Origin of the sequence: Microcoleus sp. PH2017_12_PCY_D_A (assembly GCF_020738565.1) — a bacterium.
Lineage (GTDB): Bacteria > Cyanobacteriota > Cyanobacteriia > Cyanobacteriales > Microcoleaceae > Microcoleus.
In genome coordinates this window covers 1-12,637 of record NZ_JAEQCI010000028.1, presented here as the reverse complement: position 1 = coordinate 12,637, position 12,637 = coordinate 1, and the positions used below count along the sequence as shown (strand labels likewise).

Here is a 12,637-nt window from a genome sequence, read left to right as displayed (position 1 = left end):
CTTAATTGAGTTTTTGGTCGATCGATTTTTCTGCCACGACTTGTCCGCTACGGCCACCGCAGATGTGCCAAACTTTATTGTGGCACTTCTACCTTGAAATTGCTCTGCTTTTGGGCGGCTAAAACCTTTATGCTCCGGGGTTTAAATTCTATCTTCTGCCTGGGGGAGTTCTAGTATCCCCAGCGTGTCCAGCTTTCAGATAACAGCGGCCAGCGGGCCGCAATTCCTAATTTCGATCGACACTGGACTCGACACTTGGTTCGACACTGGGTTCGACACTTGGTTCGACACTGGGCCCGACACCGGACTCGACAATGGACTCGACACTAGGCTCGACACCAGGCTCAACACTTGGCTCAACACTTGGCTCGACATTTTGAGGGGCCAGCGCCCGAAAGCCGATATCCCGGCGGCAGTAAACCCCTTCAAATTGGATGCAATCAACTGCTGCATAAGCTTTAGAGATAGCTTGTTCCAAAGTTTCTGCCACCGCCGTGACGCCCAAAACGCGGCCGCCCTCGCTCACCAACTGCTGCTGCTTCAACTGAGTGCCGGCGTGAAACACTTCTGCACCTTTGGCTTCGGCTTCCTCGATACCTGTAATAACTTTGCCTTTTTGATAATTTCCGGGATAGCCGCCAGAAGCCAAAACTACGCAAACAGAAGCCCCCGACTTCCAGCGAATGTTGGAATATTCACCGAGACGCTGCTGACAACAAGCAAACACCAAATCTTCCAGGGGAGTTTCCAACAGCGACAAAACCGCTTGAGTTTCGGGATCTCCAAAACGACAGTTGAATTCTAAGACATTAAGTTCTCTTTTCGGTGTAATCATTAAACCTGCGTAGAGGACGCCCCGGTAATCGATGTTGCGTTTTTGGAGTGCAGCGAGGGTAGGTTCAAGAATTTCTGCTTGAATCCTGTCCATAAGTTTGGGCGTGACAATTGGCGCTGGGGCGTAGGCTCCCATACCGCCGGTATTGGCTCCCTTGTCGCCTTCGCCAATGGCTTTGTGGTCTTGAGCAGCCAGCAGCGGTTCTACTGTGATACCGTCGGTGAGGGCGAGAATCGAGACTTCTTGACCCGTTACATATTCTTCGACGACGACTCGGAGGTTTTCGGTACCGAATTCGCCTCTAAAAATGGTGTTGATGGCGCTGTGAGCCATTTTGACGGTGGTGGCAACGGTGACTCCTTTGCCTGATGCGAGTCCGTCTGCTTTGATGACTATGGGTACTCCTTGTTCCACAACATATGCTTTGGCTGCTTCTGCACCTGTAAATACGGCAGCCTTGGGTGTTGGGATGCCTGCTTCCAGCATCAATTCTTTGGCCCAGGATTTGCTGGATTCAATTTGGGCGCCGGCTTTGTTGGGGCCGAAAATCATCAGTTTTCGCTGTTGGAAGTAGTCAACAATGCCTAGCGATAGGGGCAATTCGGGGCCGACGATGACGAGTCCGATGTTGTTCACCATCACAAAGCGTTCGATGCCTTGGAAGTCGTCGATGTTGAGCGACAGATTTTGACAGCCTTTGGTGGTAGCTGTGCCGCCGTTGCCCGGTACGCAGAATACTTGTTTAACCCGCGTAGATTCTAGCAGTTTTTTTGCGATCGCGTGTTCGCGACCTCCGTTCCCCACAACCAAAACTTTCACAGCATCCTCACCTATAAATTTTGTTGTCTGAATGTTTGATTTTCAGTGTTTGCACCTGTCTATCTGCTTTTTGCAGTGCCCTCAATTATGCCATGGTTGGCGAATCGTGAATTGCTAGATGTGGCACTTTTCTGGAGGAGTGGGGAGCGATCGTTGTTTGGTAATGGGTCAACCAGTGCCACGATCGAAGACTTTCCCAGCTCCAGGATGCTGCGGTTATTCTTTGATTCAATATTTTTACTTAAGACGTAGATTGCGATTTACTGTTGGGGCGGGCGGGTTTATTGAGATTGTTGGTACTTGTTATATATTGTTTGTGAACCCGCCCCAACAGGATATTCATTGCGGTACTTTTTGCTATAAAATAGTCTGGTTAACATAATGAAAATTACTCAGATGAAATTCACCGAAGCCACTGCGAGTTCGCCTGCCAAATTTAAGCGGGTGGGCGTTGTCGGCGGCGGCCAGCTAGCTTCGATGATGGGGGATGCTGCTAGGGCGCTGGGTATTGAATTGGTCGTGCAAACTCCCGATGCTGCTGACCCGGCAGTTTCTGTTGCTGCTGGTGCTGTTTTGGCGGCTGTTGATGATGTTTTGGCTACGGCTCATTTGGCCGATGGCTGCGATGTTATTACTTTTGAAAATGAGTTTGTGGATTTGGATGGTTTGCGTATTCTCGAACACCAAGGTGTGTTATTTAGACCGAGTTTGTCGTCGCTTTCTCCTTTGTTGGATAAGTACGTGCAGCGCTGTTATTTGCAAGGGTTGGGTTTGCCAACTCCCAAGTTTTGGGCGTGGGATTGCAGCCAGGATTTGCACCTCGACTTTCCCTTTGTCGTCAAAGTTCGCCGCCACGGTTACGACGGCCAAGGTACTTTTATTGTTAAGGATCGCGAGAGTTTTGAGTCAATTTGCGATAAAGTTAAAGGCCAGTCTTTGCTGGTAGAAGAGTTTGTGCCGTTCGATCGCGAGTTGGCTGTAATTGCAGCTCGATCGGCAACTGGGGAAATGGCGATTTACCCGATCGTCGAAACCCAACAGCAAAATCAGGTTTGCCGCGTGGTAATTGCCCCCGCCGATATTAGTTTAGAGGTGCAAACCGAAGCTTGTGCGATCGCCCGCACTCTCCTCAATAGCTTAGAAGCTGTCGGCGTATTCGGCATTGAATTATTTTTAACCGCCGACAATAAGCTGTTAGTCAATGAAATTGCCCCCCGCACCCACAACTCGGGACACTTTACCATCAATGCTTGCAAAACTTCACAATTTGAACAGCATTTGCGCGCAGTTTGTCAACTGCCTTTAGGTAATTGCGATCTGAAATGTTCAAGTGCTGTCATGGTAAATTTGCTCGGCTACGAGTCTGCGGAGTCAGATTATTTAGCAAAACGAAAACAACTGGCACAAATTAGCGGCGCTTTTGTACATTGGTATGGTAAGAAAGTATCGCGCCCGGGCAGAAAACTGGGTCACGTTACTGTCCTGTTCGACGCGGGCTTGGGGGAGAATGAAGGAAAATCGGCTAGTGCGATCGCTCAAACCATTGAATCCATCTGGTATGCAACTTAACTTGCTTCAAGCTTGCCAAAATCTGGTTAGTTGCTGTATATTAAATAAAGGTTCTACTGCGACGTTGGTGACTGCCAATAATGTTTTTTTGATCTATAACTCTTAACTCTAGGGAATCAAGATGTTTGGACAGCAGTAAACTGGGCTTGTACCCAGAAACTTTAAGTCCGAGCCAACGGTGCCCACCTGGTATGATACCAGGTCAAAAGCTGAGGTAAGACGGCGTTGTGGGGAGCCATTAAAATATTGATTGAGATAGGCGCTGTGAAATATGGCTAGCCTATTTTTTTTTGAGATTAAACGTAAAAATTTCGACTTTTGGTGTAGATAGCCGTCGCAGAGAGCGATCGTATTGGTTTGTAGTGAGGACTTTAGTCCTTTGATGATGCGGACTAAAGTCCTCACTACGAACCAATTTGACTGTGGGTGTTGCAATTCACAAGTAACTCTGCTATTCTCTAAAAAAGACCTATCGGTCTGTCGGTATCGCTCAAAATGTCAAAAGCCCAAGAAACCAGAGAAAAAATTCTCAGGGAAGCCGCAGCACTGTTCAATCAGTACGGCTACTCGGGTTCTTCTATGTCTGACATCATGCGCGTTACAGGCTTGCAAAAAGGAGGAATTTACAACCACTTCCAGAGCAAAGACGAACTAGCCTTGCAAGCCTTTGACTTTGCCACCGAATGTATGCGGAAACAATATATCGGGGCTTTGAAAGGAAACAAAAATGCGATCGATCGCCTAAAAGCTATGGTATCAATATTTAATAAATTAGCCGAAAATCCTCCCATACCTGGCGGCTGTCCCCTGTTAAATACCGCAGTTGAAAGCGATGACGCTCATCCAGCCTTGCGCCAGCGGGCGCAAATAGCAATGGACAGTTGGCGTGCCTTGATTTGCAAAATAATTGACAAAGGAATTGCCAAAGGTGAGGTGCGAGAAAATGTCGAAGCTGATGCAGTCGCAACTATTGTGATTTCAACGTTGGAGGGAGCGATAATGATGAGCAAACTTTACGGAGATGCGATTCACATCAAAAGAGCAATTGCTCACTTGCACGCCTATCTCGACAATCAACTTTAGAGTCTGATATTTTTTTTTCAACAAAACAGACCGTTCGGTCTTAAATCTGTACCCTCTCAATTCATCTCAGGGAAAGCTAGAAGAAACTTATGTCAAAATCGGTGAATAAATCTTTAGCGATAGCCTGTTATTCAGGAAGTTTCAAAGGAGCATTCATACACGGTGTATTGAGCGCATTTGAAATAGCTGGACTTCGAGCAAATGCTTACGCGGCTGCATCTTCATCCGTTATTCCCTGTAGTATGGCAGCCATTGGCAGAGTAATAGATGTGGGTGCGAACTATTGGCAAAAATTAGCGCAACTACTCAAACAGGATAACATCGGCATGAGTCAAATAGTTATCCAGAGCATTGCTGATTTTGCTCCTGTAATTTGCGAGCAACTATTCCAAACAGAATCACCCGAACTGTTTATTGCTACCAGTGCTGTAATTACAGCAGAAGCGACGGCAGAAACTCAAAGTACAAAAGCCAAGAGACTAGGGCGACAACTGCTCGTATCTACTGCCAAAAAAGACAAGAGTTGGATCGATAAAAATTTGCGTCTAGCTTTATTTGGTAGTGCTAATTATAGCAGCAGATTTCACATGAATGCCTCTAACTTTAAGGAAGTTGCCTATGCTTCAACACGAATGCTCCATGGTTGGGATATTCCCGCTTGGATTGCCGACAAACCTTATGTCGATGCTTCCTACACCTGCTTGTGTCCAGCATTAGAAATGGTTGATATTGGATACAAGGAAGTGATTGCCATTGCTAACGAACCAGGTTTACTCTATCGAGATATCTGTCAAATAGAACCACTTCCTAATGTTTGGAAAAATACGTCTATTCGTACTATTCAGCCAGATTTAGATCCCAAAATATTGGGTGTGGATTTCACAAGCGCAACAGCAGAAGGACTTATGTCACTCTATCGCCACGGAGAGGAAAAAGGACGAGAATTTTTAAATAACAGTAAGAGAGCTTCATAACTTGACATTGGAGGAGACAACAAAAATGAACGTTGAAAATAAACCGCAACAGACTTGGCTGCTAATTGGACTCACAATCAATCTAGTTGCTACCATCCTTCATTACACAGACAATTTCATCTTTTTTACCAACTACCCTGCACCTGCCGGGATGCACCCCCAGCACGTCTGGATTGCTTGGCTGATATTAGTACCATTTGCTGTAATTGGTTACATTCAATATGCAAAGGGTAATTTCTGGGTGGCATATTCCTGCTTGTGTGTTTGGGCGCTAACGAGTGTAGGGGGAATTGCACATTACTTTTTTGAATCTATGTCGGCTTTTTCACTGAAAATGCACATCTTTATTTGGTTTGAAGAATTGACGGGATGTTTGCTGCTAGGTTTTATATTTTGGTCGTGCTTAATTCTTCAAGAATGGCGTAAGGAAAAGTTTGTAGATTGAAATTTTCAGGACTTACGCAACATTTCACAACGTCAATTCTCGCAAATTTTTACTAGCTTTATGAATTACTCAACAGTTGCCGATTCCGATCGCCTTCGCCTGATTACTATTCCGATCAGCCACTACTGCGAAAAAGTTCGCTGGGCGCTAGACTTGCTAAAAATTCCCTACATTGAAGAAAAACACGTACCTGCTTTTCACCGCTCGGCTACCCGCAAATACGGAGGTACCAGCGTTCCAGTTTTAGTTACAAAATCTGGCAATTTTACCGATTCAACAGATATTTTGCATTATTTCGATACCATAAGTTCATCAGGTTTTCGCTTGTATCCAGAAGCACCAGAATTGCGCCGAGAAGTGGAAGAATTGGAAGAGTTGTTTGATACGAGATTGGGGGTAGATATTCGTACTTGGGCATATTTTTATCGCTTGAACGATCGCAAAACGATGCGAAAAGCTTGGTGCAAGGGGGCGCCCCTGTTTGAGCGAGTGGGATTTGAAATAGCTTTTCCGTTTATTAGCGCCAAAGTGCGGCAACTCTACAGCATAACAGCAGAGTCAGCAGCTTTTTCGCTGCAAGGGATTCGGGAAGTTTTCGAGATAGTGAATCAAAGATTAGCAGACGATCGCCCTTATTTAGCTGGCGATAATTTATCGGCGGCAGACTTGACTTTTGCCGCCTTAGCTGCTCCTGTGTTGCAGCCCCTCGAACATCCGGTTTTGGTGGCTAAAATTGAGGAATTGCCGATCGATATGGCATCAGTAATTAGAGAATTGCAGGCTACTGCTGCCGGAAATCACGCACTCCGCTTGTACCGAGAGCAACGGCACATTAAATAACAACAAAATGAGTCATTTTCTTGCTGTCTGCATGATGAAAGAGATAGGTTAATCCAGTGCCGTTGATTGGTAATTAATTAATTAGGCTTTCAATCTGCTGAGAGATTGTTTAAGATTGTGTTCATGGCATTGTTGATTGCAGCGAAATCTCTCTCTCTTAGCAACATTTCCTCTGGTTTCTGAATATACTTGCCCTCAACCAATTCATCTGCACAGTTTTGAATAATTTGCTGCACGGTGTCTTTGGTTGATTCGAGGTGAAACTGTAAACCTAATACTTTTTCGTTATATACAAACGCCTGGTTCTGACACCCTGCGCTGTATGCTAGGCGAATCGCACCTTTTGGTAAGTCAAATGTATCGCCGTGCCAATGAAAGACTGTAAGCTGCTTTGGCAGTGAATTAAAAACCGCAGAATTTTCAGCCTCATCGGTCATTTTAATCGGAAACCAACCAATTTCTTTCTGCGGCCCCGCATAAACTTTTGTACCTAAAACATCGGCAATTAATTGCGCTCCCAGGCAGATGCCAATGACTGTTTTATCCTGTTGAATGGCTTGCTCAATAAACTGTTTCTCCTCCGTCAGCCAAGGGTATTTATCGTCTTCATAAATATTCATCGGCCCGCCCATGACAATCAGCCAATCAATATCTTTAACTGAAGGCAAAGGCTCGTTATTATAGAATCTGGTGGCTGACAATGAGTGATTTTGAGCGATCGCCCACGGTTCAATTCTGCCTAGCCCTTCAAAAGCAACGTGCTGTAGATAATGAATCTTCATCCGACCACTCCTGCAAAATCATAAAGCTAATATTACATCTTGTATGTAGGTTGTATCCGTAGCGCCGTGTTAAGTAATATCAAGCCCGTTAAATCGAAAAATCGTCAAATTCTCTCCGCACCGACGCCTCTCGCCAACTCCCCAAATCGCAACCCGCAAATCCCTCTTGCAGAAAGTACCACAAACGTGATAATGTTGAAGCTTGTGTCCAAATAACACCAGTCCATGCCAAAACTCAAAACTCGCAAAGCAGCCGCAAAGCGCTTTAGAGCGACCGGCACCGGTAAAATTGTGCGCCGCAAAGCTTACAAAAGCCACTTGCTTTCACACAAAAGTTCAGCTCGCAAAAGCCGTCTCTCTAAGCTGGTCGTCATCGACGAAACCAATGATGATAACGTGCGGTTAATGCTTCCATACTTGTAAAGTTTAACGGAAATTAAAGATGACACGGGTAAAACGCGGTAATGTCGCCAGAGCGCGCCGCAAAAAAATTCTCAAGTTAGCCAAGGGTTTCCGCGGCGCACAGTCCAAACAGTTCCGCACAGCTAACCAGCGGGTGATGCAGGCCCTGCGTAACGGTTATCGCGATCGCAAAAAACGCAAACGCGATTTCCGGCGCCTGTGGATTGCTCGGATCAATGCTGCATCCCGCCAACACGGCACGAGCTACAGCAGGCTGATCGGCAACATGAAGAAGGCCAACATCGAAATCAACCGCAAAATGCTGGCACAAATGGCGATCGTTGACCCCGCAACATTCGGTAAAGTCGTGGAAATGGCCAATCGAGCCGGTTCGTGAAAGCTTGAATAGTTTTCCGACAGAAGAAAGCAGAAGTAGGAAAGATTTAGCTATCTGCCAGAGAAGGAAAACTCCTGATAAATTTAGGAGGTTGAGACTCATTTTCCTTCTTTGTTCTTACTTCTGGATTCTTGATTTTTCAGAAATTGCGATCGTCCCGGTCGATCGCCCATTTCGTGTTTTTTATATAGTTGCCAAGGCAAACTTCACAGATTGCTAGCGGATTAAAATAAATAAAACCTTCCACCAACCTACCTAATAAAAAAAACATGGATAGTAATTTGCTGATTGTTTACCTGTCAGTTTTGCTGGCTATACTCGGCAGCACTTCCTGGTTTGTTGTGCGCCAGATTTTCAAAACTCGGAAGCTGGAAATGTCTTTGGAACGCTTAGAAAATAAGCTGACCACAGAAAAAGGAACAGCACAGGAATACTACGAGTTAGGCAGTATCTATGTAGATAAGAAACTTTACTCCCAGGCGATCGTACTGTTTCAAAAAGCCCTGAAAACCAAAGACTTAGAAGGCGAAGAAGATCTAGCCTTTCTTTACAACGCCCTAGGTTTTGCCCACTTCGGCCAAGAACAGTACGACATCGCGATCCGCCAGTACAAAGAAGCCCTGAAGTTGCAGCCCGACTACGTTACATCTCTCAACAATCTCGGTCACGCCTACGAGCGCAAGAAATTAACCGCTCAAGCCTTGGAAATGTACGAACAAGCTCTCACCTGCGATCCAGACAATGCCACTGCTAAAAAGCGAGTAGAGTCCCTCAGGAAGCGTTTGGTAATCTATAATTGAGGGCCGGTGTCAAGAGCAATACAGATCCCGCAAACCTGGTTTCATTCAGAAACCGGGTTTTTTCTTCCCACAATCAAAGAGACTCGACTATCGAACACCTTAATGAGTTAGTTTTTAAGAACAGGAATTCACGCACTGCGAGCGATCGCACGCGATCCCAACAGTTTAAACTACTGTCTAGATCGAAGCAGTGCCTGCAACGCCGGTCAGTCCTAAACAATTGAAGGAGGAGAACGTAGTGACATCAATTCTCGTTGTCGAAGATTCGTGGTTGACTCGCAGGGTAATCTGCAAAATCCTGCGAGCAGAAGGATACGAGACTTGGGAAGCATCGAGCGGCCCGGAAGCTCTGGAACTGCTGGCTGCTAAGACCCCAAACTGTATGCTCTTAGATTTGCTGATGCCGGAAATGGAAGGTCGGGAAGTCCTGCAAGCCATGCGCTCACGAGGATATAAAATTCCAGTCATCGTCATTACCGCAGATATTCAAGCAACCACCAAATCCGAGTGCATGGAACTCGGAGCCCTGGCAGTCATTCACAAAATGCCCAACTCAGACGAACTGATCGGGTGGATCAAAAAAGCTCTCAGTGCCAGCGAGGAGAGCGCCCCATGAAATTAAGTGCTCGACAGCTCGATGCTTTGCAGGAACTCGTCAACATCGGGATCGGTCAAGCAGCAGGGATTTTGAACGACATGATCGAATCTCCCATTCGCTTGCAAATCCCCTACCTCCAAATCCTATCTCCCGCCGACGTGCAAGCACAATTAGAGCAGCACCTCAACGGCGAACAAATCGCCGCCGTCCAGCTCAAATTTACTGGTTCCTTTGGCGGTATAGCCCAGCTAGTCTTTCCCACCAACAGCGCGGCCATGCTGGTGACGATGCTGACAGGGGAAGAAGTCGGAACTCACGACCTAGATTCAGTGAAAATTGGTACGCTGAGTGAAGTGGGAAATATTGTAATCAATGGGGTCATGGGTGCCATCAGCAACGTACTTCAGCAGCGCCTGAACTACTCCATTCCTAATTACACCGAAGGGACGATCGCTACTTTGCTGACATCTGGCGGTTTGGCTGCTGATACAGTTGTTTTATTAGCCCAGACCCGTTTCATTATTGAAAAGCTTCACATTCAAGGAGATATCATCCTCATTTTCAATGTCAGTTCTTTTGACACCTTGTTGGCTGCGATCAATCAACTTGCCGGGGGTCTATGATCCAAGAGAGCAAAACTATTGAGGAAAAGTTTGGAGTTCTCGACAGCGTACCAGTCGGCGCCTGCCTGCTGCGAGATGATTTTGTGGTGCTGTTTTGGAATACCTGTCTCGAAGACTGGACGAAAATTCCCCGCGACCAAATGTTGGGAACCAAGATCACAACTCATTTTCCTCACCTGAGCCAGCTCAAGTACGCAAACCGCTTCCAGCAAATCTTTGCAGGAGGCCCGCCAACAATTTTTTCTTCTCAAATTCACAAGCACCTGATTCCGGCAACTTGGCAAGACGGCCAGCAGCGCATCCAGCAAACTACTGTGACGGCTGTCCCTGCACTCTCACCGGGCGTTGCCGAACTGGATATTGCCGGCTTGGTTCGATCGACTGTGGAGTTGGAACCCGAAGGTATAGTGGGACAAGGAGAAGCTGTTGGTGCCGCATCGCCCTCAAACTTTAAGACTTCAATTTCGCCTTACGGCTTTGTGGCATCAAACTGCCAATCGTTTTACGCCCTGTTGGTGATTCAAGACGTAACCGACCTCACCCACCGCATCCAAGCTTACCGCACGATGCGAGATCAAGCTTTGGAAGAAGTGGAAGTGCGCCAGCGGGTGGAAGCAGAATTGCGCGAGAGCCAGCATTTCATCCAGCAGATTGCCGATGCGGCGCCTTATTTGCTCTACATTTACGACTTGACCGAACAGCGCAACGTCTACGTCAACGGTCAAGCTTCTAAGCTGCTAGGCTACACTCCCCAAGAAATTTTACAGATGCAAACAGCTTTGTACTCGAGTTTGGTGTATCCAGAAGATTTGCCGAGGCTCGGAGCCCACCTGCAAAAATTTCCCTCAGCCGCAGACGGGCATATTTTGGAGTTGGACTATCGGCTCCAACACCGATCGGGCGAATGGCGCCACTTTCGCTGCCGCGATCAAGTGTTCGCCCGCACAGCAGAGGGCGAGCCCAAACAAATTTTCGGCACTGCTCAAGATATTACCGAGTACAAGCAGGCAGAAGAGGCGCTGCGACAGCAAAACGAACGGGAACTGCTGATGGCGACGATTACTCAGCACATCCGCCAGTCTCTGGATTTGGGCGAAGTGCTCAGCACGACAGTGACAGAAGTGCGCCAGTTCCTGATTGCCGATCGAGTGATGATCGTCCGCTTTAACCCCTGTACGGGCAGTCACTGCGCTGCACCCGCCACGGGGGCGGTAACGGTGGAATCTGTAGCACTCAACTGTCGGCCGATGCTGGGAGAAACCCTGGAAAATTTCTGTTTTGACGAGTTCTATCTTGAAGCCTACCAACATCGGGCGATCCGGCCGATCGCCGATATCTCGGCCGCGGATTTACCGCAATATCAAATTGACTTGCTGGCGCAATTTGAGGTGAGAGCTTATTTGGTAGTGCCTTTAGTGCAAGGGGAGGAATTGTGGGGACTGCTGATGGCCCACCAGTGCAGTCCCCGACAGTGGATGCAGTTGGAAGTCGAGTTACTGTCGAATCTGGCCGCTCAGTTGGCGATCGCGATCAAACAAGCAGAACTCTACCAGCAGTTGCAAGCAGCCAACCTCAAGTTAGAGCGTTTAGCAACTTTAGATGAACTCACGCAGTTAGCAAACCGCCGCCGGTTCGATCAGTATTTAGACAGGGAGTGGCGCCGACAAGCGCGGGAACAAACTCCTCTGTCCCTAATTTTGTGCGATATAGATTCTTTTAAAAGTTACAACGATACCTACGGACACCCAAAGGGAGACGAGTGTTTGTGGCAAGTCGCCCAGGCGATCGGGCAAGCAATTAATCGCCCTGCCGATTTAGTAGCTCGCTACGGAGGCGAAGAATTTGCAGTTATTTTGCCGAATACGGCGAGTGAAGGGGCCGAGCTGGTAGCCGAACACATACAGCTCAAAATCGCAGCTTTACAGATTCCTCACGCTGGTTCTCAGGTGAGCAACTACGTCACTGTCAGTCTGGGGATAGCGACTATGGTTCCTGTCTCTGAATCCGAAGCCTCTATGGCGATCGACGCAGCCGACGCAGCACCGAGTACGGTTCCTGCATCTAAATCCCCAGCCTCGATATTGATTGACGCAGCCGACGCAGCGCTGTACCAAGCCAAAGACGCAGGGCGCGATCGCATCCAAGTGTACCAGGCAGACCCTCCCACAGCCAAGACCAACGGCACAGCCCCTCCCGTGCGCCCGGTTGACTTTTCCCTACCCAATACTAATTTCCCCTCACCCACAAGCGCTTGACTTCTGCCAATATTTGTGAATTCGGAATAGACACTAACCCGAATCCGGCACTAATACCATTAAATATTTTAGATTTTAGATTTTAGATTTTAGATTTTAGATTTTAGATTTTAGATTTTATAACCCACATTCCGCAGATGTGGGTCGGATTTTTTTATCAGTTGTGAAAACTTGGAAGCCAAACGCTTTTGGGCTGAAATTATGCAGTGTTAGCC

13 protein-coding genes and 1 other RNA gene are annotated in these 12,637 nt (G+C 47.2%); 12 read left to right on the top strand and 2 right to left on the bottom strand.

Translation table 11 applies throughout. From position 1 onward, the window contains the following. Positions 1-226 precede the first annotated feature (226 nt). Positions 227-1,654 (bottom strand): phosphoribosylamine--glycine ligase, encoded by a 1,428-nt coding sequence (gene purD / locus JGK39_RS08070; RefSeq protein ID WP_293245937.1) that lies wholly within the window; start codon positions 1,652-1,654, stop codon positions 227-229. Between the two features lie 396 nt (positions 1,655-2,050). On the opposite strand from purD, the gene JGK39_RS08065 reads away from it, so the two are divergent. From JGK39_RS08065 to JGK39_RS08040, 6 genes are all read left to right on the top strand, one after another. After that, positions 2,051-3,223 carry a 5-(carboxyamino)imidazole ribonucleotide synthase gene (locus JGK39_RS08065; RefSeq protein WP_293296000.1) on the top strand — a complete coding sequence of 391 codons (1,173 nt, stop codon included), beginning with the start codon at positions 2,051-2,053 and terminating at the stop codon, positions 3,221-3,223. Positions 3,224-3,273: 50 nt separating this feature from the next. Further along, positions 3,274-3,460: non-coding RNA, 6S RNA (gene ssrS / locus JGK39_RS08060), on the top strand. A 258-nt stretch (positions 3,461-3,718) separates the two neighbouring features. After that, positions 3,719-4,306 (top strand): TetR/AcrR family transcriptional regulator, encoded by a 588-nt coding sequence (locus JGK39_RS08055; RefSeq protein WP_293245931.1) that lies wholly within the window; start codon positions 3,719-3,721, stop codon positions 4,304-4,306. Positions 4,307-4,395: 89 nt separating this feature from the next. Beyond that, on the top strand, positions 4,396-5,280 hold the full coding sequence (locus JGK39_RS08050; RefSeq protein ID WP_293245928.1) for a hypothetical protein: 885 nt from the start codon (positions 4,396-4,398) through the stop codon (positions 5,278-5,280). A gap of 25 nt (positions 5,281-5,305) precedes the next feature. Further along, positions 5,306-5,725: a hypothetical protein gene (locus JGK39_RS08045; protein WP_293245925.1), complete on the top strand. Its 420-nt coding sequence runs from the start codon at positions 5,306-5,308 to the stop codon at positions 5,723-5,725. Between the two features lie 60 nt (positions 5,726-5,785). Beyond that, complete coding sequence (locus JGK39_RS08040) at positions 5,786-6,565, top strand: glutathione S-transferase family protein (protein ID WP_293245922.1); 780 nt, start codon at positions 5,786-5,788, stop codon at positions 6,563-6,565. A gap of 89 nt (positions 6,566-6,654) precedes the next feature. Here the strand turns inward: JGK39_RS08040 and JGK39_RS08035 are convergent, their stop codons facing one another. Further along, positions 6,655-7,347 carry a type 1 glutamine amidotransferase gene (locus tag JGK39_RS08035; protein WP_293245919.1) on the bottom strand — a complete coding sequence of 231 codons (693 nt, stop codon included), beginning with the start codon at positions 7,345-7,347 and terminating at the stop codon, positions 6,655-6,657. A gap of 225 nt (positions 7,348-7,572) precedes the next feature. Here JGK39_RS08035 and rpmI point away from each other — a divergent pair, with 225 nt between their 5' ends. From rpmI to JGK39_RS08005, 6 genes are all read left to right on the top strand, one after another. Continuing rightward, positions 7,573-7,770: a 50S ribosomal protein L35 gene (rpmI, locus tag JGK39_RS08030; protein ID WP_293245916.1), complete on the top strand. Its 198-nt coding sequence runs from the start codon at positions 7,573-7,575 to the stop codon at positions 7,768-7,770. 19 nt (positions 7,771-7,789) lie between these two features. Beyond that, the gene (gene rplT / locus JGK39_RS08025; RefSeq protein ID WP_293245911.1) at positions 7,790-8,146 is read left to right on the top strand and encodes a 50S ribosomal protein L20; all 357 of its coding nucleotides are present in this window, start codon (positions 7,790-7,792) and stop codon (positions 8,144-8,146) included. Positions 8,147-8,415: 269 nt separating this feature from the next. After that, entirely contained in the window at positions 8,416-8,946 is a 531-nt protein-coding gene (locus JGK39_RS08020; RefSeq protein WP_293245908.1) for a tetratricopeptide repeat protein, read from the top strand. A 238-nt stretch (positions 8,947-9,184) separates the two neighbouring features. Then, the gene (locus JGK39_RS08015; RefSeq protein ID WP_293245905.1) at positions 9,185-9,562 is read left to right on the top strand and encodes a response regulator; all 378 of its coding nucleotides are present in this window, start codon (positions 9,185-9,187) and stop codon (positions 9,560-9,562) included. Continuing rightward, on the top strand, positions 9,559-10,167 hold the full coding sequence (locus JGK39_RS08010) for a chemotaxis protein CheC (protein ID WP_293245902.1): 609 nt from the start codon (positions 9,559-9,561) through the stop codon (positions 10,165-10,167). The genes JGK39_RS08015 and JGK39_RS08010 overlap by 4 nt, the downstream gene beginning before the upstream one ends. Next, positions 10,164-12,422, top strand: coding sequence for a diguanylate cyclase (locus tag JGK39_RS08005; RefSeq protein WP_293245896.1), 2,259 nt, complete (start codon positions 10,164-10,166; stop codon positions 12,420-12,422). The genes JGK39_RS08010 and JGK39_RS08005 overlap by 4 nt, the downstream gene beginning before the upstream one ends. Positions 12,423-12,637 lie beyond the last annotated feature (215 nt).